Genomic DNA, 24,910 nt, shown 5'->3' with positions numbered 1-24,910 from the left:
AGGATTATCCTCAAACACCTGGAGAGAGAACTATGTCAAAAGATACTACATCAGAACATTTACGCGCTGAGTTGAAATCCCTGGCAGATACCCTTGAAGAGGTGCTGAGCGCATCGACGGATAAATCGAAAAGCGAACTGGAAAAACTGCGCGGCAAGGCGGAAAAGGCGCTTAAAGAAAGCCGTTATCGCCTGGGCGAGACCAGCGATGTTATTGCGAAACAAACGCGTGAAGCAGCGGCTAAAGCGGAGGATTACGTGCGTGAAAACCCATGGACTGGCGTTGGGATCGGTGCGGCGATTGGCGTCGTGCTGGGCGTTCTGCTGACGCGTCGCTGATTATGGCTGATTCCCGTCAAACCCAGGGGCCGGGTAAAGGGGTCCTAGGCATCGGCCAGCGTCTGGTCACCGTCATCGTTGGCATGGTGGAAACTCGGGTGCGTCTCGCGGTGGTTGAGCTGGAAGAAGAGAAGGCGCATATCGTCCAGCTGCTGCTTATGCTTGGATTAACCATGCTTTTTGCCGCTTTCGGGCTTATGAGCCTGATGGTGCTGATTATCTGGGCGGTCGATCCGCAATATCGCCTCAACGCGATGATCGCCACCACGGTTGTGTTGCTGGTCCTGGCGCTGATTGGCGGCATCTGGACGCTCCGCAAATCCCGTCAGTCAACGCTGCTGCGCCATACTCGCCGCGAGCTGGAAAACGACCGTGAGCTGCTGGAGAACGACAAATCATGAGCAACCGCGAACTCGACAAGCGAAAAGCGCTTTTACTGAGCCGTATCCAGCAGCAAAGGCTGGATCTGAGCGCAGGCAAACGTGACTGGCTGGAAGCGACGGGTGCCTATGACCGCGGCTGGCATACGCTGGTGAGCCTGCGCAGCTATGCGGTAGTCGCAAGCAGCATCATGGCTATCTGGACCGTTCGCCACCCCAGCTTCTTAATGCGCTGGGCCAAACGCGGATTTGGAGCCTGGAGCGCCTGGCGATTGATACGCAGTACCGTGGCGCAACAAACGCACTAAATGCTATGCCGTCCTGCCGGGCGGCATTTTTTTGCCTCCGTAATTATTGCTCAATATATTTGAAGGAGAATGACAGTTTTCCTTGCTAACAATCCTTTTGTGCCCCGTCTATTATCCTCTCCAACAACAGCAGATGCCGGTAACTGCCGGAAAACGCTAAGACATAATCCCGTGGGCCGATAGCGCCCAACTAAAAATCATTGGAGAGTAAAATGAAAAAATTAGATGATGCTGGCGTACTGTTAGCGCGTATCCTGATGCCCGTTCTGTTCATTGTGGCAGGCTGGGGCAAAATTACGGGCTATGCCGGCACTCAACAATACATGGAAGCCATGGGCGTGCCGGGTTTCCTGCTGCCGCTGACCATTTTGCTGGAGTTCGGCGGCGGTCTGGCGATTCTGTTCGGTTTCCTGACCCGCACTACCGCCATCATTACCGCGGTGTTTACTCTGCTGACGGCCTTCCTGTTCCACAGTGACTTTGCTCAGGGCCCGAACTCCGTAATGTTCATGAAGAACTTTACTATCGCGGGCGGCTATCTGCTGCTGGCGATCTTCGGGCCTGGCGCTTACAGCATTGACCGCGTGCTGAATAAAAAGTGGTAAGAGTTCTATACTAAATAGCAATCAAGCGAAGGTTAACCCCTTCGCTTGATTTGCTGAAAAAGAAGGAAAAAGCATGGTTTTCCCTTCTTTTTGCTTAGCAGCCGAAAATCAATCAGTTGATTTTCCTGTTAATTTTCGGATGACATCTTTCAGTCCTTCGCCAGCAAATAATTTGTTATCGGCCTGAAGCGAAGGCTACCCCTTCGCTTTTTGTTTTATGCCATAAAGGAGAGAAACATGGGGCAGTTAATCAATGGCGTCTGGCACGATACCTGGTATGACACCAAATCCACCGGCGGGCGCTTTAAACGTTCTGAATCCGCCTTCCGCAACTGGCTGACCGCCGATGGCGAACCGGGTCCAACGGGCAAAGGTGGTTTTGCCGCCGAGAAGGATCGCTATCATCTTTATGTCTCTTTCGCCTGCCCGTGGGCGCACCGCACCCTGATCATGCGCGCTCTGAAGGGGCTGGAATCTTTTATCTCCGTTTCTGTCGTTCATCCCCTGATGCTGCAGGATGGCTGGACGTTCGACGATGATTTTCCAGGTGCCACCGGCGACGGGCTTTATCAACATGAGTATCTCTACCAGCTTTACCTGCAGGCCGATGCGGAATATACAGGGCACGTTACCGTTCCCGTGCTGTGGGATAAGAAAACGCAGACCATCGTCAGCAATGAATCAGCGGAAATTATCCGCATGCTCAATACCGCTTTCGATGCGCAGGGAGCCCGTGCCGGAGATTACTATCCACCAGAGCTACGCGACCAGATTGATGAGCTTAACGGCTGGATTTATGACAGTGTAAATAACGGCGTATACAAAACCGGCTTTTCCACCACGCAAGAAGCCTATGATGAAGCCGTGAGAAAAGTGTTTGCGTCGCTGGCGCGCCTGGAGCAGATCCTCGATAAACATCGTTACCTTACCGGCAACCGCCTGACCGAAGCAGATATTCGCCTGTGGACCACGCTTTTGCGCTTCGATCCGGTTTACGTTACGCATTTTAAATGCGACAAACACCGCATCAGCGATTATCCGAATCTGTATGGCTTCCTGCGGGATATTTACCAGACGCCTGGCGTCGCGGAAACCGTCAACCTGCTGCATATTCGTAACCACTATTATCGCAGCCACAAAAACATCAATCCGACCGGGATCGTCTCCATCGGTCCTGCGCAGGATCTTGATGAGCCACATGGACGCGATGACCGCTTTAGAAGAGGCTGATATTCATAATACTGACGTTTTACGTCTCTGCCATTCACGGCTATTCTTGAAGGAGATCGCTTAAAGATCAAGTGATTGAAGTTTAACCAAGGCAGGCGCATATGGATTGGTATCTCAAGGTAGTACGAAATTATGTTGGTTTTGGCGGGCGCGCGCGCCGTAAAGAATACTGGATGTTTATTCTCGTCAACCTGGTATTGACCGGGGTGTTAAGCGTGCTGGATAAGATATTGGGGCTGCGAATCGCAGAAGACGAAGGCGCGCTGACGACGATTTACGGCGTGCTTATTTTCCTGCCGTACTGGGCCGTTCAGTTCCGCCGTCTGCACGACACCGATCGTTCTGCATGGTGGCTGTTGCTGCTGCTGATTCCGATTGTTGGCTGGCTGGTCATTCTGGCGTTTAACTGCCAGAACGGTACGCCGGATGAAAACCGATTCGGGAGCGATCCGAAGCTTTCGGAACCACGGTTAGTAAGCGAATAATTATCCTCTCACTTCGCCCTTTCTCCAGCGAGAGGGCGAAAGCATCCTGACTATTTCAGCAGCTTCGGTATCTCACGCAGGCACCAGGCTTTCGCTTCACCCATGCTGTCGCGTCGCCACGCCATAATTATGTCTATTTCATTGATGTATTCGGGGCTGACCACGCGCAGTCTCCCTTCGGCGATGTCCTGCTCCACCAGCGGGTAAGGCATGGTTGCCACGCCAAGCCCTGACAGCAACGCCTGACGTTTATCTTCAATGGTACTCACGGTAAGGCGCGGCTGCTTATCCAGCAGTTGCACCGTTAACACCGGGCGTTCGCGTGCGGTATCCGCCACCGCAATACCGCGATATTTCACGCGTGTGACTTCTGACAGCGGTTCCGGTTCGCTATGAATAGGATGGTCGGGTGCGGCGACATAGACATTCATCACCTTGTAGAGCTTGCGTGAATTAATCTCTGCTGACGATCGGAAGTGCATATCCGGTGCGATCACGATATCCGCGCGACCCTGTTCAAGACGCTCCCATGCCCCGGCCAGCACTTCGGTGATGACAGAAAGCTGGGTATCAGCTTTATCGGCCAGTTTATCAATCAACGGGAACAGCCGCGCCGTAGGCACCAGCGCTTCGGTGACGATAGTCAGGTGAGTTTCCCAGCCGCGCGCCAGCGCTTCGGCATCCGTCGTTAATTTATCAGCCGCTTCCAACAGCACGCGGCCACGCTCAAGCAACATGCGCCCGACATTGGTGAATTTTGTGCGATGACCCGAACGGTCAAACAGGACGACATCCAGCTCTTCTTCTAATTTTTGCATGGTATAACTTAACGCTGAGGGAACGCGCCCCAGCTCATCCGCCGCGGCGGCAAAGCTGCCACGCCGGTCAATTGCGTCCATTACTCTTAACGCCTCAAGCGTCAATGCTCTCTCTCTGGCCATCTCGTTCTCATTCAGGAAATTTGAACATACCAAGCAGATTAACTGGCTAACAATGCATCGTCCAGGCCTTTACCATGGGTTGAGTGAAAAAAGAGGTCAAGAATATGATTACGCCAAGAACTGCCAAACAATGCGGGAAAGCGGACTACGGGTGGCTGCAGGCGCGCTATACGTTTTCCTTTGGACATTATTTCGACCCGAAATTGCTGGGCTATGCCTCTTTGCGTGTTCTCAACCAGGAAGTATTGGCGCCCGGCGCATCATTCCAGCCGCGTACCTATCCGAAGGTCGATATTCTGAATCTGATTCTGGAGGGCGAGGCAGGATACCGCGACAGCGAAGGCAATCACGTGCAGGCCAGAGCCGGGGAGGCGCTGCTGCTTTCCACGCAGCCGGGCATCAGCTACAGCGAGCATAACCTCAGTAAAGATAAGTCGCTGACTCGCCTGCAAATCTGGCTGGACGCCTGCCCTGAGCGGGAAAATGCATTGCTGCAAAAAATCGACATTGCTAACGTGGCCCGGCAGTTAATCGCCTCGCCAGACGGCAGTAAAGGGAGTCTGCAACTGCGCCAGCAGGTGTGGCTCTATCATATTGAGCTGGAAAAAGGCGAAGAGCTGAGCTTTGAGCTGCACGGACCGCGCGCCTATTTACAGTCCATTCACGGTACGGTTCATGCCGTAACGCATACGGAAGAACAAGAAGGGCTGACCTGCGGCGACGGCGCGTTTATCCGTGACGAGGCTAACATTACGCTGGTCGCCGATACCCCGCTGCGTGCATTGCTGATAGATTTGCCCGTCTGAAGCACGGTCTGGGCTGTTAAAACCGGGAGTATTCAATGAGCAAGAAAGCAACTACCAGGAAACATAGCAAGAAAGTGGTGCAATCAACTTCATCAGCGGCTGCGGTAACAAGCGCCGTTGAATCTGAACTGAGCTACGACGATATGCTGAGCGAGCTGGAAGCCATTGTCAGCGAAGCGGATGTGCGGCTGGCCGAAGAAGAAGCCAGCCTTTAAAAATGCCAGCGCTGCTTCGACAGTAAGAGGTTTCATTTAAGCAAAAAACCGGGGAAACCCCGGTTTTTGCTTTCTGAACGAGCAGGCTTATTCGCCGCCGCCGCTGCCTTTAACACGTTCAATGTTGGCACCCAGCGCCTGAAGCTTATCTTCAATGCGCTCATAGCCGCGATCGATGTGGTAGATACGGTCAACAACGGTCGTGCCTTCCGCGATACAACCTGCCAGCACCAGGCTTGCAGAAGCGCGTAAATCGGTCGCCATGACCTGCGCGCCGGAGAGTTTTTCCACGCCGTGGCAGATAACCGTGTTGCTTTCGATTTCAGCATGCGCGCCCATACGGATAAGCTCAGGCACGTGCATGAAGCGGTTTTCGAAGATGGTTTCGGTGATTACGCCGGTTCCTTCGGCAACGAGGTTCAGCAGCGTGAACTGGGCCTGCATGTCCGTCGGGAATCCCGGATGCGGAGCGGTACGCACCGTCACGCCTTTTGGGCGCTTGCCGTGCATATCAAGGCTAATCCAGTCTTCACCCACTTCGATGTCGGCACCCGCTTCGCGCAGCTTCGCCAGCACCGCATCCAGCGTATCCGGCTGGGCTTTATGGCAGACAATTTTGCCGCCGGAAATAGCCGCCGCCACCAGGAAAGTACCGGTTTCAATGCGGTCTGGCAGTACGCGATAAACGCCGCCGCCCAGACGCTCAACGCCTTCGATAGTGATGCGATCGCTGCCTGCGCCGCTGATTTTTGCCCCCAGCGTGTTGAGGAAGTTCGCCGTATCGACGATTTCCGGCTCACGTGCGGCGTTTTCAATGATGGTAGTGCCTTCGGCAAGCGTTGCGGCGCTCATGATAGTCACGGTGGCGCCCACGCTTACTTTATCCATCACGATGTGTGCGCCTTTCAGACGACCCTGGACGGAAGCTTTAACGTAGCCTTCTTCCAGTTTGATCTCCGCGCCCAGTTGCTCAAGGCCAGTAATATGCAGATCGACCGGACGAGCGCCGATGGCGCAGCCGCCCGGCAGAGAAACCTGGCCCTGACCGAAACGCGCCACCAGCGGACCCAGCGCCCAGATAGAAGCGCGCATGGTTTTCACCAGCTCATAAGGCGCACAGAAGATGTTGACCTGGCTGGCATCAATGTACACGGAGCCATTGCGTTCAACTTTGGTTCCCAGCTGGCTGAGCAGCTTCATCGTGGTATCGATGTCTTTCAGTTTTGGAACGTTCTGAATCTCAACCGGCTCTTCAGCCAACAGCGCTGCGAAGAGGATCGGCAAGGCTGCATTTTTTGCGCCTGAGATCGTCACTTCACCGCTTAAGCGGGTTGGACCCTGCACACGAAATTTATCCATTGCAACAGCTCTCTATTAAATTCAACTCTTTACAACCCGGCAGGGCGGATTGCTCAAAAACCATTTAGCTTACGATCGCGATCCCACTCTTGTGGGGTATAGGTTTTGATCGAAACGGCGTGAATACGGTTATCGGCGATAAGCTCCATCAGCGGCGCATAAACCGTCTGCTGCTTCTTCACGCGGCTTAACTCGCCGAACAGTTCACCCACCGCAATCACTTGAAAGTGGCTACCGTCACCGGAAACGTGGACTTCCTGGAGGGGCAGTGCGTTCATCAGCACTGTCTGAATTTCATGATTTTCCATGGGATATATATTCGTCGGTTAATGAATTAGCCACACATCTTAGAGGAAAGTGGCGTCGGCTTAAATAAGCAAAAAGCCCCCGATCTCAACAGATCGAGGGCGCGAAGAGTAACGCTATGAAAACACTAGCTTGCAAAGGCGGGTAACAGGCCATCCGGCAGGTTATAAAGTTTGACCAACGTCTGGAGTTTGTCGCTCGCGCCTTGCAATACCGGCTCGCCACCCTGCTTTCTGACAAGGGCGACAAGATGGATAAGTAACGCCAGCCCTGCCGTATCCACGCGTGTCAGCTTTGCAAGACTGAACGCCTGCACGCCGACCATCGCCTGCGCCCGCTCCTGCCAAAGAGAATGGACGGTATCGCCGTCCAGTTCACCCGCCAGAACCAGCGTGCTGCCTTCACGTTCCCAGCTTAGCTGCTCTGCCATTACTTTTTCTGTTCCAGGGTAATCGGCTGCCTGGAGATAGATTTCAGCTGCGCCGTCAGGCCGTCAATGCCTTTGGTGCGCAGAATATCGCTCCACTCGTTTTGCTTGGTGGTGATCATGCTGATCCCTTCGGCAATCATGTCGTAAGCCTGCCACTTACCGGTCTGGCTGTTTTTACGCCACTGGAAATCCAGACGCACCGGCGGACGGCCGTTCGGATCGACTATCGTCACCCGAATGGCGACGATATCGGCGTTCCCCAGCGGCTGTTCCGGCGCAATCTGGTAGGTCTGACCGTTATACATAGCCAGCGCCTGGCCATAGGCCTGTTTCAGGTATTCTTCGAAAGCCTTAAAGTACGCGTCACGCTGAGCCGGCGTTGCTTCTTTGTAATAGCGGCCCAGAACCAGCGCGCCTGCATATTTTATCTGCACATATGGCAGAAGTTCCTGGCCTACAATGTCACGCAGATAGTTCGGGTTTTGACGAATTTTAGGCTGTTCGTTTTTCAGACGGTCAAATGTTTTTTGCGCCGCCTCTTCCATCTGCTTGTAAGGGTTGCTTTGGTCTGCCGCCATCGCCAACGGCGCAATCACCAGCATGGCGATCATCACAAGACGTTTAAACATACATAATATCCTCTTTGATTAGTTCGTCGTGCCTGACTGCGGCGCTGCTTCATTATTCTCAGCGGGCGCCGGATGGGTATCCCCGGCATTCTGCTTATCGCCGTTGCCGCTCTTATACAGGAACTGGCCGATCAGGTCTTCAAGCACCAGGGCTGATTTCGTATCCTGAATGGTGCCGCCATCTTTAAGGATAGACGAGCCCAGTTCCGGGTCGTCAAAACCAAGATTCATCGCAAGATATTGCTCGCCCAGCAGGCCGGAGGTGCGAATCGCCAGCGAACTGGTGTCCGGGATGTGGTCGTAGCGTTGCTCGATTTCCATCGTGACGCGCGGCAGGTAGGTTTTCTCATCAAGCGAGATATCATCCACGCGACCAATGACCACGCCGCCCAGACGAACCGGAGAACTGACTTTTAGCCCGCCAATATTGTCGAAGGTGGCGTATACACGATAGGTCGGTTCGCTGCGCAGCGAGGTAACGTTAGCGACTTTCAGGCACAGGAAGATAACCGCGACCAGCGCCACCAGTAAGAACGCCCCAACCCAAATTTCAAATTTCTTTGTTTGCATGAACTCAATTCCCAAACATCAGTGCTGTGAGCACAAAATCAAGGCCAAGAACGGCCAGAGAAGCGTGCACAACGGTACGTGTCGTTGCCCGGCTAATCCCTGCGGACGTCGGAATAGCATCGTAACCATTAAATAACGCAATCCACGTTACGGTAATGGCAAATACCACGCTTTTAATGACACAGTTAACTAAATCGAGACGCCAGTTAACGGCGTTCTGCATGGCAGACCAGAAGAAGCCAGAATCAATACCCTTCCAGTTCACCCCAACCAGCGACCCGCCCCAGACGCCGATGGCAACGAAGATCAGCGTAAGCAGCGGCAGCGAAATAACGCCGGCCCAAAAACGCGGCGATACGACGCGGCGTAGCGGGTCGACGGCCATCATCTCCATGCTGGAGAGCTGCTCAGTCGCTTTCATCAGGCCGATTTCAGCGGTTAAGGCGGAACCGGCCCGCCCGGCAAAGAGCAATGCGGCAACCACCGGCCCCAGCTCGCGCAGCAGCGAGAGCGCCACTAGCATGCCAAGGCTTGACTCCGCGCTATAGGTGGTCAGCACCAGATAGCCCTGCAGGCCGAGCACCATACCGATAAACAGGCCGGAGACGATAATAATTAACATCGACAGGACGCCAACGTTATAGAGCTGACGCATCAGCAGCGGCGCGTGTTTACGGAATTCCGGTTTCCCTACCAGCGCATTAAAGAGCATCAACCCGGCCCGGCCAAACGAGGCGCAGGTTTTTAAGCCGCGTCGTCCGAACGATGCCAGTGCATTAAAGAGCATTTCCGCTAACTCCCTGTTTCTGATAGTAGATCGTGTTGATAGTCCGCTGCGGGATAACGGAATGGCACGGGGCCGTCCGCGATACCGTCAAGGAACTGGCGCACGCGCGGATCCTGATTCTCACGCAGCGCTTCAGGGCTGCCTTCAGCCACGATATGCCGATCGGCGGCGATGTAGGCGTAATCAGCGATACTCAACACTTCCGGGACATCGTGGGAAACCACGATACAGGTCACACCCAGCGCGCTGTTCAGTTCTGAGATTAATTTTACCAGCACGCCCATGGTAATAGGGTCCTGGCCAACAAATGGCTCATCGAACATGATGAGGTCCGGCTCCAGCGCAATAGCACGGGCCAGCGCCGCACGACGAGCCATCCCACCGGAGAGTTCAGAAGGCATCAGCTTCGCCGCGCCACGCAGGCCAACCGCTTCAAGTTTCATCATTACCGTGCTGCGCAACAGCGGCTCCGGCAGGCGGCGATGCTCGCGCAGCGGATAGGCGACGTTTTCAAAAACGTTGAAATCGGTGAACAGCGCGCCGGACTGGAACAGCATGCTCATGCGCTTACGCACGGTAAATAGCCGCGAGCGTGACATAGCCGGAACGTTTTCACCATCAAACAGAATTTCGCCGCTATCCGGTGGGATTTGGCCGCCGATCAGACGCAGCAATGTGGTCTTCCCTATCCCGGAAGGCCCCATAATAGCAGTGATCTTGCCCCGCGGTACGGTCAGAGAGATATTGTCGAAAATGCGCCGATCGCCACGGGAAAAACTCACCCCGCGGATGTCGACCAGATTCGTCGCGGTCTGGCTCATCATCCTTCCTTTTAAAGAGTCTGTTGATAAAGCTTGGTGTTAAAACACAGCGGAAACCCGTCATTTTTACAGAATATTACCTGCGGCACTTAGCGAAAGCAGGCATTTGTTTTACTTTTCGGACGCATAAAGTCAGAATTAAGAATGATTGCCACGCTCTTCAGATCTGTACGCAAGCCGGCATTTTCCAGGCCAGGACCGGCGATTATACCTTAATAAAGGATTTTGCATGCTGTTAGCTACGGCTCTGTTAATTATCGGTTTACTTCTGGTGGTCTATGGTGCTGACCGCCTGGTGTTTGCCGCTTCTCTACTTTGCCGCAATTTTGGGGTCCCGCCGTTAATTATCGGCATGACCGTTGTGAGTATCGGCACCTCTCTGCCGGAGATAATAGTTGCAGGCTCCGCAGCGCTGCACGGCCAGCAGGATTTAGCGATCGGTACCGCGCTGGGCTCCAATATAACTAACATCATGCTGATACTCGGGCTCGCGGCGCTTTTACACCCCTTTACCGTGAATTCCGATATCCTGCGGCGCGAATTACCCCTAATGTTAATTCTGAGCGTAGTGGCTGGATTTTTCATTTTTGATAATCGGCTCAGCCGAATCGAAGGCCTGCTGCTTATCGCGATGGCCGTGTTGTACCTGCTGTTTATTGTGAAGATCGCGCGCCTGGCCGAGCGGCAAGGAGACGACAGCCTGACGCGGGAACAAATGGCCGAATTACCGCGCGAAGGCAGCCGCTCCGTGGCGTATCTGTGGCTTGCGGTGTCGCTTATCGTTTTGCCTATGGCGACACGCATGGTTATCGACAATGCCACCGTGCTTGCGAATTTCTTCGGCGTAAGCGAGCTGGTTATTGGCCTGACGATTATCTCCGTCGGCACCAGCCTTCCGGAACTGGCGACCACTATCGCGGGCGCGCGAAAAGGTGAAGATGACATTGCCATCGGCAATATCATTGGTTCGAATATTTTCAATATTGTTTTTGTGTTGGGTATCCCGGCTCTTATCGCCCCGGGCGATATTGACCCTCTGGCCTTCGCGCGGGATTACTGGGTAATGTTAGCGGTAAGTGCCATTTTCACATTACTTTGCTGGCGCAGGCCTCGCTCTATCGGCAAGGCGGCGGGCGCTCTGTTAACATGTGGGTTCATCGTATGGATAGTGATGCTATGGTTTGTGGCATCACCGGTCGTTGGATAAAGCGGAAACGGAAAATATGTCACATGTAGATTTACAGCCGGGTTTTGACTTTCAACAGGCAGGCAAGGACGTCCTGAATATTGAACGTGAAGGCCTGGCGCAGCTTGATCAATACATCAATGCAGACTTCTCCCTGGCCTGCGAAAAGATTTTCTATTGCTCAGGCAAAGTTGTCGTCATGGGAATGGGTAAATCAGGCCATATCGGTAAAAAAATGGCGGCGACTTTTGCCAGCACCGGTACGCCCGCCTTTTTTGTTCATCCTGGTGAAGCAAGCCACGGCGATCTGGGTATGGTTACCGCGCAGGACGTGGTCATCGCCATTTCCAATTCCGGCGAGTCCAACGAAATTCTGGCGCTGATTCCCGTGCTTAAGCGCCTTCAGGTGCCGCTGATTTGTATGACGGGCCGTCCTGAAAGCGCCATGGGCCGCGCCGCCGATATCCATCTTTGCATCAAAGTTCCCCAGGAAGCCTGCCCGCTGGGTCTGGCCCCTACCACCAGCACTACGGCCACGCTGGTGATGGGCGATGCGCTGGCGGTCGCGCTGCTGAAAGCACGCGGCTTTACCCAACAGGATTTCGCGCTTTCGCATCCTGGCGGCGCGCTGGGACGTAAACTGTTATTACGCGTCAACGATATCATGCACACCGGCGATGAGATCCCGCATGTCAGCAAAGAGGCGTCGCTGCGCGATGCGTTGCTGGAAATTACCCGTAAAAATATGGGCATGACGGTTATCTGTAACGACCTGATGAAAATCGAAGGCATCTTTACCGATGGCGACCTGCGCCGCGTCTTTGATATGGGCGTCGATTTGCACACCCTCAACATTGCAGATGTGATGACCACAGGCGGTATTCGCGTCCGTCCAGGAACGCTCGCGGTAGATGCTTTAAACCTGATGCAGTCACGCCATATTACTTCAGTGCTGGTTGCCGATGGCGACCAGCTGCTCGGTGTGGTACATATGCACGACATGCTGCGCGCAGGCGTGGTTTAACAAAGGATTAGAATTAATGAGTAACCATGAAGCGCCGCTCGATACCTGCTATGGGCCCGTGAGCGCGCGCGTGATGGCGCGGGCAGCAAACGTGCGCCTGCTTATTCTGGATGTCGACGGCGTTATGTCAGACGGCCTGATCTATATGGGCAACAGCGGCGAAGAACTGAAGGCTTTTAACGTGCGTGACGGCTACGGTATTCGTTGCGCCCTCACCTCCGGAATTGAAATCGCTATTATTACCGGTCGCAAGGCAAAGCTGCTCGAAGACCGCTGTGCAACGTTAGGCATCAGCCATCTTTATCAGGGCCAATCGGATAAGCTGCTGGCTTTTCGCGATCTGCTGCATAAACTCGCCCTGCGGCCAGAACAGGTAGCGTATGTCGGTGACGACCTTATCGACTGGCCGGTGATGGCGGAGTGCGGGCTCGGCGTCGCCGTTGCCGATGCGCATCCGCTGCTGACGCCGCGTGCGGATTACGTTACCCGCATCAACGGCGGACGCGGCGCCGTACGCGAAGTCTGTGACCTGTTATTACTGGCGCAAGGAAAGCTTGATGAGGCCAAAGGGCTATCCATATGAGTAAAACAAGGCGTTGGTTTATCATCCTGCTGTCGCTTGCAGCACTGGTGCTGATCGGCATAAACCTGGCCGATAAAGACATCGTTGCGCCGGTCTCCGTGAACAATAACGAGCCAACCTATAAAAGCGAACATTCCACGACGATAGTCTATGACCCGCAAGGAGCGTTGAATTATCGTCTGGTGGCAGAACACGTTGAATATTTTTCTGAAGCGGCCATTTCGTGGTTCACCAACCCGGTAATGACGCAGTACGATGAAAATAAAGTTGCGACCTGGTCATTACGGGCAGATCGCGCCAAACTAACTAATGATCGCATGCTGTATCTGTATGGGAACGTTGTTCTCACAGCTCTGACTCCCGATTCGCAGCTACGCAAAATTACCACAGACAATGCGCAGGTTAACCTCATCACTCAGGATGTTGCGTCCGATGATTTGGTGACGCTGTACGGTACCAGCTTTAACTCCAGCGGCCTGAAAATGCGCGGAAACTTACGCAGCAAAAATGCCGAGCTGATTGAAAAGGTTAGAACATCCTATGAAATCCAGAATAAACAATCTCAGCCGTAACCTGGTATTAACCAGTACGCTTTTGGCAGCCAGCTTTTCGGCCTTTGCGCTGACCGGTGATACAGAGAAGCCTATTCATATTGAATCAGATCAGCAGTCGCTGGATATGCAGGGCAACGTCGTTACCTTCACCGGCAACGTTGTTGTTACGCAGGGCAGCATCAAGATCAACGCCGATAAAGTCGTGGTGACCCGCCCTGGCGGTGAACAGGGTAAAGAGGTTATCGACGGCTTTGGTAAGCCAGCCACGTTTTATCAGATGCAGGACAGCGGCAAGCCGGTAAAAGGCCACGCCTCCACCATGCATTATGAATTGCAGAACGACTTTGTGGTGTTGACCGGCGATGCGTTCCTGGAACAGCTCGACAGCAATATCAAAGGCGACAAAATTACTTATCTGGTCAAAGAGCAAAAAATGCAGGCCTTTAGCGAGAAAGGTAAGCGCGTGACCACCATTCTGGTGCCTTCACAATTGCAGAATAAAAATGGCCAGGCAACGGCACCCAAAAAGAGCAACTGATTCGTTATGGCAACTTTAATCGCGAAAAACCTCGCCAAGGCCTATAAGGGCCGTCGTGTGGTGGAAGACGTTAGTCTGACCGTTAAATCCGGCGAAATTGTCGGCCTGCTCGGACCCAACGGCGCGGGTAAAACCACGACGTTCTATATGGTCGTTGGCATTGTGCCGCGTGATGCGGGCAACATCATCATTGACGATGAAGATATCAGCATATTGCCGCTTCACGCCCGTGCGCGTCGGGGTATCGGCTACCTGCCTCAGGAAGCTTCGATTTTCCGTCGTCTGAGCGTGTTTGATAACCTGATGGCGGTGCTGCAAATCCGCGACGATCTGAGCACAGAGCAGCGTGAAGATCGTGCGAACGAACTGATGGAAGAGTTCCACATTGAGCATTTGCGTAACAACCTCGGTCAGTCGCTGTCCGGCGGTGAACGCCGTCGTGTGGAAATCGCCCGGGCTTTAGCCGCCAATCCAAAATTTATTCTGCTGGATGAACCTTTTGCCGGCGTTGATCCCATTTCAGTTATCGACATCAAGCGGATCATCGAGCATTTACGCGACAGCGGGCTAGGCGTGCTGATTACGGACCATAACGTACGCGAAACCCTTGCGGTTTGTGAACGTGCCTATATCGTCAACCAGGGGCATTTAATCGCGCACGGCACGCCGGGTGAAATCCTGGAAGATGAGCAAGTTAAGCGCGTCTATCTGGGCGAAGAGTTCAGACTCTGATAGGGTAGGCAGTATAAATACGAATACTCTAACTAATCCAAGTTGCAGCCAGGCGGCAAGAGAATGACAAAATCTGCGTAAGCAATTTTGAACGCTGCACACAGCGGCCCCTGGAAAGGGAAGTAATCCCGGCCGCTTACTTAAGTAAGTGACCGGTGAGAGTGCAGCCAGCGCCCCTGCAGCTTGAAGTATGGCGAGTATATATCTGAGGAAGTTCGCTCTGAATATGAAGCAAGGTTTGCAACTTCGGCTTAGCCAACAACTTGCTATGACTCCGCAACTGCAACAGGCCATCCGTCTGCTGCAGCTGTCGACGCTGGAGTTACAGCAGGAGCTTCAGCAGGCGCTGGAAAGCAATCCACTGCTTGAGCAAACCGAGCTGCATGAAGAGATCGACACTCAGGAAACCCGCGAAAACGAAGCGCTGGATACCCGGGAGGCGCTTGAGCAAAAAGAGATGCCTGACGAGCTTCCGCTGGATGCAAGCTGGGATGAAATTTACACCGCAGGCACCCCTTCCGGCACCGGTACTGATTACATCGACGACGAGCTTCCCGTTTATCAGGGCGAAACCACCCAGTCACTTCAGGACTATCTGATGTGGCAGGTAGACCTGACTCCTTTTACCGACACCGACACCGCCATTGCCACCTCCATCGTTGATGCCGTTGATGAAACCGGCTATCTCACCGTCACGCTTGAAGAAATTCTGGAAAGCATGGGCAACGACGAGGTGAGCCTTGATGAAGTGGAAGCGGTGCTCAAACGCGTACAGCGTTTTGATCCCGTTGGCGTGGCGGCACGCGATCTGCGCGACTGTCTTTTGATTCAGCTTTCCCAATACGCTAAAGAGACGCCGTGGCTGAACGAAGCGCGCCTGATTGTCAGCGAACATCTGGATCTGCTTGCCAATCACGACTTTCGTAGCCTGATGCGCGTCACGCGTCTGAAAGAAGACGTGCTGAAAGAGGCGATGTGCCTGATCCAGTCTTTGGATCCTCGTCCCGGACAGTCCATTCAAACCGGTGAACCTGAATATGTGATCCCGGATGTGCTGGTGCGTAAAGCCCAGGGACAATGGACCGTTGAGCTCAATTCAGATAGCATTCCACGCCTGAAAATAAATCAGCAGTATGCCGCGCTCGGCACCAGCAGTAGAAGCGACAGCGATTCGCAGTATATCCGCAGCAATCTGCAGGATGCGAAATGGCTGATTAAAAGCCTGGAAAGCCGCAACGATACGCTGCTGCGCGTCAGTCGCTGCATCGTCGAACAGCAGCAAGGTTTTTTTGAGCACGGCGCAGAACATATGAAGCCGATGGTGCTGGCAGACATTGCGCAGGCGGTGGAAATGCACGAATCCACCATTTCACGCGTGACGACTCAGAAATATCTGCATAGCCCGCGGGGCATTTTTGAACTGAAATATTTCTTCTCAAGCCACGTGAATACCGAGAGCGGTGGCGAAGCCTCTTCTACGGCAATACGTGCGCTGGTGAAGAAATTAATTGCTGCGGAAAACCCGGTGAAACCTCTTAGCGACAGCAAGTTAACGACTATGCTGTCAGATCAGGGCATCATGGTGGCACGCCGCACCGTTGCGAAGTACCGAGAGTCTTTATCCATACCACCGTCAAATCAGCGTAAGCAGCTGGTCTGACTCAACTGATAAGGAAGACACTATGCAGCTCAACATTACGGGACAAAACGTCGAGATCACGGACGCACTGCGCGATTTTGTGAATGCGAAGTTTGCCAAACTGGAGCAGTACTTCGAACGCATTAATCAGGTCTACATTGTGTTAAAAGTGGAAAAAGTTACCCACCTTGCGGATGCTACGCTGCATGTGAACGGGGGCGAATTACATGCCAGTGCCGAAGGCCAGGACATGTACGCGGCCATTGACGGCCTCATCGATAAACTGGCTCGCCAGTTAACTAAACATAAAGATAAACTAAAACAACATTGATAATCCAGGTATCTGTTTACGCCTCGACGGCTCGTTGTCCCAAGGTCAACGGGCCGTTAGCATAACAGGATGCTTAGGTGAACTTATGATGAACAACGATTCCGTTCTACAGCTTAGTAATGTCCTTAACCAGGAATGTACCCGAAGTGGCGTTCACTGCCAGAGCAAAAAACGCGCGCTGGAAATCGTCAGCGAGCTGGCGGCAAAGCAGCTTGGCCTGCCGTCACAAATCGTTTTTGAAGCGGTGCTGACGCGTGAACGCATGGGGAGCACCGGTATTGGTAATGGCATCGCCATTCCACACGGGAAGCTTGAAGAAGATACCCTGCGCGCCGTTGGGGTCTTCATTCAGCTGGAAACGCCTATCGCTTTCGATGCGATTGATAACCAGCCTGTCGACCTGCTGTTTGCTTTGCTGGTGCCTGCCGATCAGACCAAAACACATTTGCATACCCTGTCCCTGGTGGCAAAGCGCCTGGCGGACAAAACGATATGCCGCCGGCTGCGTGCGGCGAGCAGCGACGAAGAGCTTTATCAGATCATTACCAATACTGAAAACGGTAGTGAAAGTGAATAATCTGGCTGTGGCATCGCGCATGCCACAGCCTGAGATGTCGGGGGAAAGATGACATGGTGCTGATGATAGTCAGCGGCCGCTCTGGTTCAGGGAAGTCTGTAGCCTTGCGTGCACTGGAAGATATGGGGTTCTACTGCGTGGATAACCTGCCGGTAGTGCTGCTGCCGGATCTGGCAAAAACCCTCGCCGAGCGGCAAATATCTGCGGCGGTCAGTATCGACGTGCGTAACATGCCGGAAAACCCGGAGATCTTCGAACAGGCAATGACAAATCTGCCTGATGCTTTCTCCCCGCAGCTTCTTTTCCTTGATGCGGATCGCAACACGCTGATCCGACGCTATAGCGACACCCGCCGCCTGCATCCTCTTTCCAGCAAAAATTTATCGCTGGAAAGCGCCATCGACGAAGAGAGCGATCTGCTTGAGCCGCTAAAGTCCCGAGCCGATCTGATCATCGATACCTCGGAAATGTCGGTGCACGAGCTGGCGGAAATGCTGCGCACACGCCTGCTGGGCAAACGCGAGCGTGAGCTGACGATGGTCTTTGAGTCCTTCGGCTTTAAGCACGGTATTCCGATTGACGCCGATTACGTGTTTGACGTGCGCTTCCTGCCGAACCCGCACTGGGACCCTAAACTGCGTCCAATGACCGGTCTGGATCGCCCTGTCGCCGCGTTCCTCGACAGGCATACGGAAGTCCATAACTTTATCTACCAGACTCGCAGCTACCTTGAGCTATGGTTGCCGATGCTGGAAACCAACAATCGTAGCTACCTGACCGTCGCCATCGGCTGCACCGGCGGTAAACACCGTTCGGTTTATATTGCCGAGCAGCTGGCCGACTATTTCCGCTCGCGCGGTAAGAACGTTCAGTCTCGCCACCGTACGCTGGAAAAACGTAAAACATGACCGTAAAACATACCGTTGAAATCACCAATAAGCTGGGCATGCACGCGCGTCCGGCGATGAAACTGTTTGAGCTGGTGCAGAGCTTTGATGCAGAAGTGATGCTGCGGAATGAAGCGGGAACCGAAGCCGAAGCCAGCAGCGTTATCGCCCTGCTGATGCTGGATTCGGCCAAAGGCGGGCAGATTGAAATTGAAGTCACCGGTCCGCAGGAAGAGCAGGCGCTGGCAGCGGTTATCGCGCTGTTCAACGCCGGTTTTGACGAAGACTGATCTTTTTCCCCACGCGCTCTTTTCCGCCAGCGCAGCCCGGCGCTTAGCAACCCTCTGTCATACATACCACCAGAAAGCCGGTTAACGCTTTTCACAGCCGCCGTCAACCTGCGGTAAAAATCGCCCCGCTTCCCTCATTCGGCGCTTCCCGTGCGTCAAAGCATGCCGTGGCAGATCGCACAAAAAAATTATTCCTGGCTTTGCGTGCGATAAATTTTTAGCTTTTAGCGCTTTCTTAAGGTTTTCTTAAGAATGACAGCCCTGAATCGCCTGCTCGTTTTACCGTCATTGAAGTTCGCTCTGTAGACTTGAAATCATCAGTAATAACTCCGCAAAGAATGAGGATCAGGAAGAGCGCTATGATTTCGCTTTCTAACACAACGCTGCTCGGTACCGGTCGCCACCGAAAATGCTACGCTCACCCGGATAATCCGAATTTATGCATTAAAATCGTCTATAACCAGGACAGCAGCGGGGCCAAAGAGTTAAAGCGCGAGCTTGGCTATTACGCTCATCTTTCCCGCCGTCTGAAAGACTGGTCAGGGTTACCGGCTTACCACGGCACGGTTAGCACCAGTCTGGGAACGGGCTACCTTTACGATATAGTGAAGGACTACGACGGCAGCAACTCCGTTTCGCTAACCGCCTTTGCGCACCAGTGTCTTGAAAACGGCAACGGCCGCGCTCTGCGAGCGGTGCTGGACGAGCTAAGAGCGTGGCTGACCAACAACCGCATTGTCACGATGAACCTCAAGGCGCAGAACATTCTGTGCCAGCGCGTCAGCGAATCCAGGGTCGTCCCGGTCGTGGTGGATAATATTGGAGAAGCAGCCCTGCTGCCGCTGGCAACCTGGTCCGGCTGGTTTTGCAGGCGCAAACAGGCGCGGCAGTGGCAGCGGTTTATTCAGGATCCGCTGCTTAGCAAAGCCGTCTTATCAGAAGCAGAAGGCCTGGATTAAGGGCAGCAGGAATACCGGCATACCAGGCAAATGCGCCAGTCAGGCGTCTAACGCAGCTGGTGCCGGAACAGAAAACCTTCGCCGCCGAGCTGGCGCATTTGCCGCAGGATCCACTGCTGTCGCCGCTGCACGTAGCCTGATGGCGCATTCGCTTTAAAACGAACTGGATTGGGCAGCACTGCGGCAAGCAATGCGGCTTCTGCCGCCGTCAAACGGCTTGCTGGCTTATGAAAATAACGTTGCGCCGCCGCTTCGACGCCAAACGTGCCTTCGCCAAACTCAGCGATATTCAGATAAACGGTCAGAATACGGCGCTTCGTCCACACTGCCTCCATCCCGAGCGTAAGCCCGGCTTCCAGGCCTTTGCGCACCCAGCTTCGTCCATCCCATAAAAAGAGATTTTTGGCCGTTTGCTGCGATAGCGTGGAAGCGCCGCGAATGCGATTCTCGTTGCGCTCGTTGTGGGAGATCGCTTTTTCGATAGAGGCCATATCGAACCCCCAATGTTCAGGGAACTTCTGGTCCTCGGCGGCAATCACCGCAAGCGGCATCCACGGGGAAATCTCATCCATGCTTACCCAGCCCGAATGCGCTACGTAGCCAAAATCGCCCGTCAGCCAGGCGCTTAGCTGCCGCTCGGCCATCACCGCTGAAAACGGCACCGGAAGAAAGCTAAACAGAATAATGCCGGCTATCCATAGCCCTACAACGGTCAATATTATCCGTAAAACCCAGCGCTTAATCCCTGTCAGCAGCGCAAAACGCCCTTTCTTCATGCGCTGAGATCCAGTACGCGCGCTACCAGTTTCTCTATACCGCTAGCGGCTTCATCAATACGAGTGGCGAGCATGTAAGCCGGCGTAGTGACCACCTTATGCTCTTCATCGACTACGATATCGTTCACCGGACAGGGAATATGTTCCGCGCCCATCTCTTCGAGTATTTCAGCAATGTCGATGTCTGTACCAATTGTCAGGCGCACCGGCATATCCAGAATTTTTGGCAACATGGCCGGCGCAATACACATAAAGCCAATCGGTTTACCCTGCGCGTGAATGTCGCGGGTTAGCCGACGCAATTCGCTGTCGACCAGACACCCGGCACCTTCCAGAGCAAAATTGCTGAGGTTTTTAGCCGCGCCAAATCCGCCAGGTACGATCAAAGCATCAAGCTCATCAGCCTCCGCTTTCGCTAATGGCGTTATGGCACCACGTGTGATTCGGGCAGCCTCAACGAGGACATTGCGACATTCATTTACCTTATCATTGGTAAGGTGATTAATAACCTCTGCTTGAGGTTTATCGGGTGCGAAGCAGACAGCTTCAGCCCCCGCACGCGCTATCGCCAGCAGCGTAATCACCGCCTCATGGATTTCGCTGCCATCGCAGACGCCGCAACCGCTGAGCACCACGCCAACTTTTTTCATATGGCTCTTCCTTTTGGTCATGCGGCCAGAATTATCAGCTATGATAATTTGGCCGCTATGGTTCACATATTTTACTGGTTCATGTAACAAAATTTTTAAGATTTGCTATCTTAATTTTGAGCAACTCGCGAATAACGGGTTGTGCCGCTTGATGAAAAACAAATAATTGGCGCAATCCACGGTTTCCCTGGTGTTGGCGCAGTGTTCGCGCACCCCGGTTTATCCGGGGTCATTTTTTGGCGGCGCTCGCAACCCAGGCCTTCAAAATATTCACATCGTGCTGCCATTCTTGTTTCAGTTCTTCAATCCATTCACCCACATTATCTGTCCATGCAGGAAGGTCCGGCGACTGGATTTGCTGGGCAACCTGCTGCAAATGGCGCAGGCCGACCGACCCTGCGGCGCCTTTGATTTTATGCCCTTCCTCAACCACGCTCTTCCAGTCGCGGGCGGTCATATTGGAATCCAGAATACTTAAATAACCCGGCATCATTTTTTCAAATATCGCGAGGCCATCGGTAATTAGCTTCGGTCCGACTAGTTCCAGATATTGTTCGAGCATCGGTATATCAAGTAATGCTTGCTGTTTCTGATTATCAACTTGAGTCATTACGGGCTCCTTCTCGGCGTCAGGCTGTTGGTTATCCCAGAATTTTTGGATGACGGCCATCAGCGCCGGCACCGCAAGGGGCTTGCTCAGAACGTCATCCATTCCGGCATCCAGATACTCTTTTTTGTCTTTCAGCACGTTAGCGGTCAGCGCTACCAGCGGCGGAAGATCTTCTTTGTCAAAGCGAGCCTTCAGCTCGCGGGAAATATCCAGCCCGGTCATATCCGGCAGCTGAATATCCAGCAGCGCCAGGTCATATTCACCCGGCGTAAATTTCTCCAGCGCCTCTTTGCCCGTCATGGCGACGTCGACGCTATTGCCGAGCTTTTCCAGCACCGAACGGGCAACGATAACGTTCAGTTCAATATCTTCCACCAGCAGCACATGCAGCGCTGGCAGCGGCATATGGTCATCGTCGAGGGTATCTTCAACCTCATCCGCCACGCGTGGGGCCTGCACGGTCAGCGTGAACAGCGAACCTTCTCCCGGCTTACTGCTGACGGTGATATCCCCGCCCATGCTTTTCGCCAGGCGGCGTGAAACTGCAAGGCCGATACCGGTGCCGGTGGCGGGCTTGCCCCCGTGGCTATCTTTTACCTGGTAATACATCGCGAAGATCTTATCCTGCTCGACCTGCGGAATACCGATGCCGGAATCCTGAACTTCAAACCGCAGGCTGCTTTCATTTTCGTAGCGCACGCGCACCGTGACCTGCCCACCTTTCGGTGTGAACTTCACGGCGTTACTGATGAGATTCCACAGGATCTGGCGCAGGCGCGTGCCGTCGGTGACCACCTTATGCGGCAATGGCAACGCTGGTTCCATGACCAACGCCAGCCCTTTCTGCTGCGCCTGCAGGCCGGAGAGATTTTCGAGATCGGCAAGGAAGCTTGTGAAATCGACCTGCTGATTATCAAGCTGGACTTTGTGCCGCTCAAGCTTATCCATGTCGATAATATCGTTGAAGATATTTCCAAGCGTGATGGCCGAAACATGGATAGTTTTCAGGTAATTTGTCTGCTCGGTATTCAGCTCGGTATCCAGCAAGATACGGCTTAACCCGACGATGCCGTTTAGCGGCGTGCGCAGTTCATGGCTGATGGTGGAGATAAACGTGGTTTTGTCGCGGCTGGCCCGCTCCAGGGCATCCTGGTAGCGTTTACGTTCGGTGATATCGCGCCCAAAACCCATCAGGCCGTGACGCTTGCCTACCCGGTCATAATACGGCACCTTGCGAATTTCAAAGCACGCCTTGCGTCCGTCCGGATAATCCAGCCACTGTTCATAGGTCAAAGAAACGTTGTGGCGGAAGACTTTTTCATCGGTCTCGATAACTTTTTGCGCCGCCTCCGGCGAATAAATGTCCTGTGGCTTGAGGCTGATAAGCTGTTTTTCGCTTTTCCCGGTCAGCAATTCCATAGCTCGGTTACAGCCGGAGAACTCTTTATCTTCGTTACGATAGAAAACCAGATCCGGCGAAGCATCAAGGAAAGAACGCAGAAACGAGGATTGCTGTTCAAGGAGAATCTGCGTCTCTTCACGCTCCTGCATCTCCACTTTGAGCTGTTCAAGCATGGTCTGACGTTCGTCTTCCGCTTTCACACGGTCGGCAATTTCCTGATTGAGCTGGGCAATATTGTCTTTTAGCTGCACGTTGAGCTTTAAGTCGCGCTCGCGCATCTCTTCAAGCTTATCGACCAGCTTTGACAGCCGCTGGCGAGACTCTTCAAGCTGCTCAACCACCACCGAAAGAAAATAGACTGCCCACGGCGTAATTAGCAGGCCGAAGAAAATTGAGCGCACCACATCTATGCTCTCGACCTGGCCGCGCAACAGCATGGTGACCGCCATCTGCACAACGATAGCCAGCACCACCAGCGCCGAAGCCAGCAGCAAAGAGAAGCGCACCAGGCCGAGCTTCACCATTAAATCAACGTAATACTGCGCCAGTAACCGGATTTGCTTCATGGAACTTTCCCTTCGCCAACAATCCGCTAAATATACCGCAAAAAGACGTAACGCCCAGGAATTACGAGAGAAGAATGGGATCCCACGACGCACCCAGCGCCGATCCCTGCACGCCATGCGCAAGCAAATACCTGGCGATTTCGACCATGCCGGTCCAGCGATTTTCGCACCACAGCGGCGCAAGGAGGGTCGGGCGGCGGGCGCTGGCGGAAATTCTATGGAAGACGATATCAGGCGGCGTATGGCGAATCATCTCTCCGGCCGTCGCCGTATAATCTGCTAATTCAATTCCCTGTAAGCGCCCCGCCTGCCAGCTTTTTGCCATAGTGCTGCCTGCGACAATATGCAGCGGATGAAGCTTGATGCCGTCCACGCCCGTCTCCACGACCTTTTTCAGCGTTTGCAGGCAGTGCGCCTGCCCTTCTCCCGGTAAGCCGACGATAAGATGGCCGCAAACTTTCAGACCGCGTTTACGGGCACGCCGCGTCGTTTCCTGGTAGCAGGCAAAGTCGTGCCCACGATTGATGCGGTGCAGCGTTTTATCGTGAGCGGTCTGTAAACCCAGCTCCAGCCAGATTTCATAGCCTTGCTCGCGGTATTCGCTCAGCAAATCCAGCACGCTCTCCGGCACGCAGTCAGGACGAGTTCCCACGCAAAGGCCGACGATGCTCGCCTGGTTAACGGCCTGCTGGTACATCGAGCGCAGCACCTGCACTTCCGCCCATGTACTGGTGTAAGCCTGGAAGTAAGCGAGATAGTGCTGCGCACGGTTCACAAGCTTCGCCTGATGCGCGAGCTGTTCAGCGATGGAGTTGTGCTGCTGCGTTTCGTCGGCAAAGGAGGCGACATTACAGAATGTGCATCCGCCGCGGCCAATGGTGCCATCGCGATTTGGGCAGGTGAAACCGCCATGAAGAGAGAGCTTATGGACTTTATGCCCGTAGCGGCGAGTCAGATCCCCGCCAAACATGTTGACTAATTTCTGTAACTGCATAATCTGGTGGGCCGGCCCGAAAAAGATATTAAAGACATTTGGCAACCTGCGTTGTCTCGCGGATGCTGCTAAGCGCTGAATAGTTCTTTGAAAACCTTTTGATTTTCCGCTGATAAGCACAGGCTTCAGAAGGCCAGGCTTGTCTAAAGTTCGTCAGCAAAATCGGGGTCTAGCCTGCCATTTTCTGCGCAACGTCGCGATGATTTGGATCAATCGCGCTGGCGCAGCCTTATCTTTTGCATAAACATGCATAATTAATGAAAGTCTACGCACTGCGCGAATAATTACTTTTCCTTATATTGACGCCCTTTGTTGAAAGAATATGACACCTGGTTAAAAACAGTGTCATGCTGCACTTACAGCCAATTTAGCAGCACAACATGCTAATAATATTATTAATGC

Annotated in this window: 32 protein-coding genes; 20 read left to right on the top strand and 12 right to left on the bottom strand. The window is 53.6% G+C overall.

The genetic code is table 11. The annotated features are described in order from the left end of the window. Positions 1–32 precede the first annotated feature (32 nt). From E2L00_RS19465 to E2L00_RS19440, 6 genes are all read left to right on the top strand, one after another. Positions 33–338, top strand: coding sequence for an ElaB/YgaM/YqjD family protein (locus E2L00_RS19465; protein WP_167614598.1), 306 nt, complete (start codon positions 33–35; stop codon positions 336–338). Between the two features lie 2 nt (positions 339–340). Further along, the gene (locus E2L00_RS19460; RefSeq protein ID WP_167614597.1) at positions 341–739 is read left to right on the top strand and encodes a phage holin family protein; all 399 of its coding nucleotides are present in this window, start codon (positions 341–343) and stop codon (positions 737–739) included. Continuing rightward, positions 733–1,026, top strand: a complete 294-nt coding sequence (locus tag E2L00_RS19455) for a YqjK-like family protein (protein WP_420808867.1) — start codon at positions 733–735, stop codon at positions 1,024–1,026. The genes E2L00_RS19460 and E2L00_RS19455 overlap by 7 nt, the downstream gene beginning before the upstream one ends. 212 nt (positions 1,027–1,238) lie before the next feature. Next, positions 1,239–1,631, top strand: a complete 393-nt coding sequence (locus E2L00_RS19450; protein ID WP_167614595.1) for a DoxX family protein — start codon at positions 1,239–1,241, stop codon at positions 1,629–1,631. Between the two features lie 237 nt (positions 1,632–1,868). Continuing rightward, complete coding sequence (locus E2L00_RS19445) at positions 1,869–2,861, top strand: glutathione S-transferase family protein (RefSeq protein ID WP_167614594.1); 993 nt, start codon at positions 1,869–1,871, stop codon at positions 2,859–2,861. Between the two features lie 101 nt (positions 2,862–2,962). Continuing rightward, the gene (locus E2L00_RS19440; RefSeq protein ID WP_167614593.1) at positions 2,963–3,346 is read left to right on the top strand and encodes a DUF805 domain-containing protein; all 384 of its coding nucleotides are present in this window, start codon (positions 2,963–2,965) and stop codon (positions 3,344–3,346) included. Between the two features lie 50 nt (positions 3,347–3,396). Here the strand turns inward: E2L00_RS19440 and E2L00_RS19435 are convergent, their stop codons facing one another. Beyond that, entirely contained in the window at positions 3,397–4,287 is an 891-nt protein-coding gene (locus E2L00_RS19435) for a LysR family transcriptional regulator (protein WP_167614592.1), read from the bottom strand. 104 nt (positions 4,288–4,391) lie between these two features. Between E2L00_RS19435 and E2L00_RS19430 the strand changes: the two genes are divergently transcribed. Then, positions 4,392–5,093: a pirin family protein gene (locus E2L00_RS19430; RefSeq protein WP_167614591.1), complete on the top strand. Its 702-nt coding sequence runs from the start codon at positions 4,392–4,394 to the stop codon at positions 5,091–5,093. A 35-nt stretch (positions 5,094–5,128) separates the two neighbouring features. Continuing rightward, positions 5,129–5,308, top strand: a complete 180-nt coding sequence (locus E2L00_RS19425) for a hypothetical protein (RefSeq protein ID WP_167614590.1) — start codon at positions 5,129–5,131, stop codon at positions 5,306–5,308. Positions 5,309–5,395: 87 nt separating this feature from the next. On the opposite strand, the gene murA is transcribed toward E2L00_RS19425, so the two are convergent. From murA to mlaF, 7 genes are all read right to left on the bottom strand, one after another. Beyond that, on the bottom strand, positions 5,396–6,667 hold the full coding sequence (gene murA / locus E2L00_RS19420; RefSeq protein WP_167614589.1) for a UDP-N-acetylglucosamine 1-carboxyvinyltransferase: 1,272 nt from the start codon (positions 6,665–6,667) through the stop codon (positions 5,396–5,398). A gap of 53 nt (positions 6,668–6,720) precedes the next feature. After that, on the bottom strand, positions 6,721–6,975 hold the full coding sequence (ibaG, locus tag E2L00_RS19415; protein WP_167614588.1) for a BolA family iron metabolism protein IbaG: 255 nt from the start codon (positions 6,973–6,975) through the stop codon (positions 6,721–6,723). Between the two features lie 125 nt (positions 6,976–7,100). Next, positions 7,101–7,403, bottom strand: coding sequence for a lipid asymmetry maintenance protein MlaB (gene mlaB, locus E2L00_RS19410; RefSeq protein WP_167614587.1), 303 nt, complete (start codon positions 7,401–7,403; stop codon positions 7,101–7,103). Beyond that, positions 7,403–8,032 (bottom strand): phospholipid-binding protein MlaC, encoded by a 630-nt coding sequence (gene mlaC, locus E2L00_RS19405; protein WP_167614586.1) that lies wholly within the window; start codon positions 8,030–8,032, stop codon positions 7,403–7,405. Before mlaC ends, mlaB begins: the two co-directional genes overlap by 1 nt. A gap of 18 nt (positions 8,033–8,050) precedes the next feature. Continuing rightward, a complete protein-coding gene (mlaD, locus tag E2L00_RS19400; RefSeq protein WP_167614585.1) occupies positions 8,051–8,602 on the bottom strand; it encodes an outer membrane lipid asymmetry maintenance protein MlaD in 552 nt (183 codons plus the stop codon). 4 nt (positions 8,603–8,606) lie between these two features. Next, complete coding sequence (gene mlaE, locus E2L00_RS19395; protein WP_167614584.1) at positions 8,607–9,389, bottom strand: lipid asymmetry maintenance ABC transporter permease subunit MlaE; 783 nt, start codon at positions 9,387–9,389, stop codon at positions 8,607–8,609. A 5-nt stretch (positions 9,390–9,394) separates the two neighbouring features. Continuing rightward, positions 9,395–10,210 (bottom strand): phospholipid ABC transporter ATP-binding protein MlaF, encoded by an 816-nt coding sequence (gene mlaF, locus E2L00_RS19390; protein WP_167614629.1) that lies wholly within the window; start codon positions 10,208–10,210, stop codon positions 9,395–9,397. Positions 10,211–10,439: 229 nt separating this feature from the next. On the opposite strand from mlaF, the gene E2L00_RS19385 reads away from it, so the two are divergent. From E2L00_RS19385 to yrbL, 12 genes are all read left to right on the top strand, one after another. Continuing rightward, positions 10,440–11,417, top strand: a complete 978-nt coding sequence (locus E2L00_RS19385) for a calcium/sodium antiporter (protein ID WP_167614583.1) — start codon at positions 10,440–10,442, stop codon at positions 11,415–11,417. 16 nt (positions 11,418–11,433) lie between these two features. Then, entirely contained in the window at positions 11,434–12,420 is a 987-nt protein-coding gene (gene kdsD, locus E2L00_RS19380) for an arabinose-5-phosphate isomerase KdsD (RefSeq protein WP_167614582.1), read from the top strand. A 16-nt stretch (positions 12,421–12,436) separates the two neighbouring features. Then, positions 12,437–13,003, top strand: coding sequence for a 3-deoxy-manno-octulosonate-8-phosphatase KdsC (gene kdsC / locus E2L00_RS19375; RefSeq protein WP_167614581.1), 567 nt, complete (start codon positions 12,437–12,439; stop codon positions 13,001–13,003). Further along, positions 13,000–13,575 carry an LPS export ABC transporter periplasmic protein LptC gene (gene lptC, locus E2L00_RS19370; protein ID WP_167614580.1) on the top strand — a complete coding sequence of 192 codons (576 nt, stop codon included), beginning with the start codon at positions 13,000–13,002 and terminating at the stop codon, positions 13,573–13,575. The genes kdsC and lptC overlap by 4 nt, the downstream gene beginning before the upstream one ends. Continuing rightward, entirely contained in the window at positions 13,544–14,095 is a 552-nt protein-coding gene (gene lptA, locus E2L00_RS19365) for a lipopolysaccharide ABC transporter substrate-binding protein LptA (RefSeq protein WP_167614579.1), read from the top strand. Before lptC ends, lptA begins: the two co-directional genes overlap by 32 nt. Before the next feature lie 6 nt (positions 14,096–14,101). Next, positions 14,102–14,827, top strand: a complete 726-nt coding sequence (gene lptB, locus E2L00_RS19360; protein WP_167614578.1) for an LPS export ABC transporter ATP-binding protein — start codon at positions 14,102–14,104, stop codon at positions 14,825–14,827. Between the two features lie 226 nt (positions 14,828–15,053). After that, complete coding sequence (gene rpoN, locus E2L00_RS19355) at positions 15,054–16,487, top strand: RNA polymerase factor sigma-54 (protein ID WP_167614577.1); 1,434 nt, start codon at positions 15,054–15,056, stop codon at positions 16,485–16,487. A gap of 22 nt (positions 16,488–16,509) precedes the next feature. Then, positions 16,510–16,797: a ribosome hibernation promoting factor gene (gene hpf / locus E2L00_RS19350; protein ID WP_121266403.1), complete on the top strand. Its 288-nt coding sequence runs from the start codon at positions 16,510–16,512 to the stop codon at positions 16,795–16,797. 85 nt (positions 16,798–16,882) lie between these two features. Next, entirely contained in the window at positions 16,883–17,374 is a 492-nt protein-coding gene (gene ptsN / locus E2L00_RS19345; protein ID WP_167614576.1) for a PTS IIA-like nitrogen regulatory protein PtsN, read from the top strand. Between the two features lie 53 nt (positions 17,375–17,427). Beyond that, positions 17,428–18,282: an RNase adapter RapZ gene (gene rapZ / locus E2L00_RS19340; protein WP_121266407.1), complete on the top strand. Its 855-nt coding sequence runs from the start codon at positions 17,428–17,430 to the stop codon at positions 18,280–18,282. Then, positions 18,279–18,551 (top strand): PTS phosphocarrier protein NPr, encoded by a 273-nt coding sequence (npr, locus tag E2L00_RS19335; protein WP_167614575.1) that lies wholly within the window; start codon positions 18,279–18,281, stop codon positions 18,549–18,551. The genes rapZ and npr overlap by 4 nt, the downstream gene beginning before the upstream one ends. A gap of 359 nt (positions 18,552–18,910) precedes the next feature. Continuing rightward, entirely contained in the window at positions 18,911–19,510 is a 600-nt protein-coding gene (yrbL, locus tag E2L00_RS19330; RefSeq protein WP_167614574.1) for a PhoP regulatory network protein YrbL, read from the top strand. 47 nt (positions 19,511–19,557) lie between these two features. On the opposite strand, the gene mtgA is transcribed toward yrbL, so the two are convergent. The 4 genes from mtgA to mnmL form a co-directional block, all read right to left on the bottom strand. After that, on the bottom strand, positions 19,558–20,286 hold the full coding sequence (mtgA, locus tag E2L00_RS19325; RefSeq protein WP_167614573.1) for a monofunctional biosynthetic peptidoglycan transglycosylase: 729 nt from the start codon (positions 20,284–20,286) through the stop codon (positions 19,558–19,560). Beyond that, positions 20,283–20,936 (bottom strand): isoprenoid biosynthesis glyoxalase ElbB, encoded by a 654-nt coding sequence (gene elbB / locus E2L00_RS19320; RefSeq protein WP_167614572.1) that lies wholly within the window; start codon positions 20,934–20,936, stop codon positions 20,283–20,285. Before elbB ends, mtgA begins: the two co-directional genes overlap by 4 nt. A gap of 229 nt (positions 20,937–21,165) precedes the next feature. Next, positions 21,166–23,514 carry an aerobic respiration two-component sensor histidine kinase ArcB gene (gene arcB / locus E2L00_RS19315; protein WP_167614571.1) on the bottom strand — a complete coding sequence of 783 codons (2,349 nt, stop codon included), beginning with the start codon at positions 23,512–23,514 and terminating at the stop codon, positions 21,166–21,168. Positions 23,515–23,575: 61 nt separating this feature from the next. Then, on the bottom strand, positions 23,576–24,508 hold the full coding sequence (gene mnmL / locus E2L00_RS19310; protein WP_167614570.1) for a tRNA modification radical SAM protein MnmL/YtqA: 933 nt from the start codon (positions 24,506–24,508) through the stop codon (positions 23,576–23,578). Between the last annotated feature and the right edge of the window lie 402 nt (positions 24,509–24,910).

Origin of the sequence: Cedecea colo, from assembly GCF_011808225.1 — a bacterium.
In the GTDB taxonomy this organism is placed as follows: domain Bacteria; phylum Pseudomonadota; class Gammaproteobacteria; order Enterobacterales; family Enterobacteriaceae; genus Dryocola; species Dryocola colo.
The sequence above is the reverse complement of the archived record's forward strand: the minus strand, read 5'-3'. Positions and strand labels throughout refer to the sequence as shown.

Bases quoted from the DNA above. Each gene is read 5' to 3' on its own strand.
- elbB (WP_167614572.1), bottom strand. From the start codon at position 20,936: ATGAAAAAAGTTGGCGTGGTGCTCAGCGGTTGCGGCGTCTGCGATGGC.
- E2L00_RS19465 (WP_167614598.1), top strand. From the start codon at position 33: ATGTCAAAAGATACTACATCAGAACATTTACGCGCTGAGTTGAAATCC.
- kdsC (WP_167614581.1), top strand. From the start codon at position 12,437: ATGAGTAACCATGAAGCGCCGCTCGATACCTGCTATGGGCCCGTGAGC.
- E2L00_RS19450 (WP_167614595.1), top strand. From the start codon at position 1,239: ATGAAAAAATTAGATGATGCTGGCGTACTGTTAGCGCGTATCCTGATG.
- rapZ (WP_121266407.1), top strand. From the start codon at position 17,428: ATGGTGCTGATGATAGTCAGCGGCCGCTCTGGTTCAGGGAAGTCTGTA.
- yrbL (WP_167614574.1), top strand. From the start codon at position 18,911: ATGATTTCGCTTTCTAACACAACGCTGCTCGGTACCGGTCGCCACCGA.
- kdsD (WP_167614582.1), top strand. From the start codon at position 11,434: ATGTCACATGTAGATTTACAGCCGGGTTTTGACTTTCAACAGGCAGGC.
- E2L00_RS19435 (WP_167614592.1), bottom strand. From the start codon at position 4,287: ATGGCCAGAGAGAGAGCATTGACGCTTGAGGCGTTAAGAGTAATGGAC.
- mlaD (WP_167614585.1), bottom strand. From the start codon at position 8,602: ATGCAAACAAAGAAATTTGAAATTTGGGTTGGGGCGTTCTTACTGGTG.
- E2L00_RS19460 (WP_167614597.1), top strand. From the start codon at position 341: ATGGCTGATTCCCGTCAAACCCAGGGGCCGGGTAAAGGGGTCCTAGGC.
- E2L00_RS19430 (WP_167614591.1), top strand. From the start codon at position 4,392: ATGATTACGCCAAGAACTGCCAAACAATGCGGGAAAGCGGACTACGGG.
- E2L00_RS19445 (WP_167614594.1), top strand. From the start codon at position 1,869: ATGGGGCAGTTAATCAATGGCGTCTGGCACGATACCTGGTATGACACC.
- mlaE (WP_167614584.1), bottom strand. From the start codon at position 9,389: ATGCTCTTTAATGCACTGGCATCGTTCGGACGACGCGGCTTAAAAACC.
- E2L00_RS19385 (WP_167614583.1), top strand. From the start codon at position 10,440: ATGCTGTTAGCTACGGCTCTGTTAATTATCGGTTTACTTCTGGTGGTC.
- lptC (WP_167614580.1), top strand. From the start codon at position 13,000: ATGAGTAAAACAAGGCGTTGGTTTATCATCCTGCTGTCGCTTGCAGCA.
- lptB (WP_167614578.1), top strand. From the start codon at position 14,102: ATGGCAACTTTAATCGCGAAAAACCTCGCCAAGGCCTATAAGGGCCGT.
- murA (WP_167614589.1), bottom strand. From the start codon at position 6,667: ATGGATAAATTTCGTGTGCAGGGTCCAACCCGCTTAAGCGGTGAAGTG.
- mtgA (WP_167614573.1), bottom strand. From the start codon at position 20,286: ATGAAGAAAGGGCGTTTTGCGCTGCTGACAGGGATTAAGCGCTGGGTT.
- npr (WP_167614575.1), top strand. From the start codon at position 18,279: ATGACCGTAAAACATACCGTTGAAATCACCAATAAGCTGGGCATGCAC.
- E2L00_RS19440 (WP_167614593.1), top strand. From the start codon at position 2,963: ATGGATTGGTATCTCAAGGTAGTACGAAATTATGTTGGTTTTGGCGGG.
- ibaG (WP_167614588.1), bottom strand. From the start codon at position 6,975: ATGGAAAATCATGAAATTCAGACAGTGCTGATGAACGCACTGCCCCTC.
- mlaF (WP_167614629.1), bottom strand. From the start codon at position 10,210: ATGAGCCAGACCGCGACGAATCTGGTCGACATCCGCGGGGTGAGTTTT.
- lptA (WP_167614579.1), top strand. From the start codon at position 13,544: ATGAAATCCAGAATAAACAATCTCAGCCGTAACCTGGTATTAACCAGT.
- arcB (WP_167614571.1), bottom strand. From the start codon at position 23,514: ATGAAGCAAATCCGGTTACTGGCGCAGTATTACGTTGATTTAATGGTG.
- ptsN (WP_167614576.1), top strand. From the start codon at position 16,883: ATGATGAACAACGATTCCGTTCTACAGCTTAGTAATGTCCTTAACCAG.
- E2L00_RS19425 (WP_167614590.1), top strand. From the start codon at position 5,129: ATGAGCAAGAAAGCAACTACCAGGAAACATAGCAAGAAAGTGGTGCAA.
- mlaB (WP_167614587.1), bottom strand. From the start codon at position 7,403: ATGGCAGAGCAGCTAAGCTGGGAACGTGAAGGCAGCACGCTGGTTCTG.
- hpf (WP_121266403.1), top strand. From the start codon at position 16,510: ATGCAGCTCAACATTACGGGACAAAACGTCGAGATCACGGACGCACTG.
- mlaC (WP_167614586.1), bottom strand. From the start codon at position 8,032: ATGTTTAAACGTCTTGTGATGATCGCCATGCTGGTGATTGCGCCGTTG.
- rpoN (WP_167614577.1), top strand. From the start codon at position 15,054: ATGAAGCAAGGTTTGCAACTTCGGCTTAGCCAACAACTTGCTATGACT.
- mnmL (WP_167614570.1), bottom strand. From the start codon at position 24,508: ATGCAGTTACAGAAATTAGTCAACATGTTTGGCGGGGATCTGACTCGC.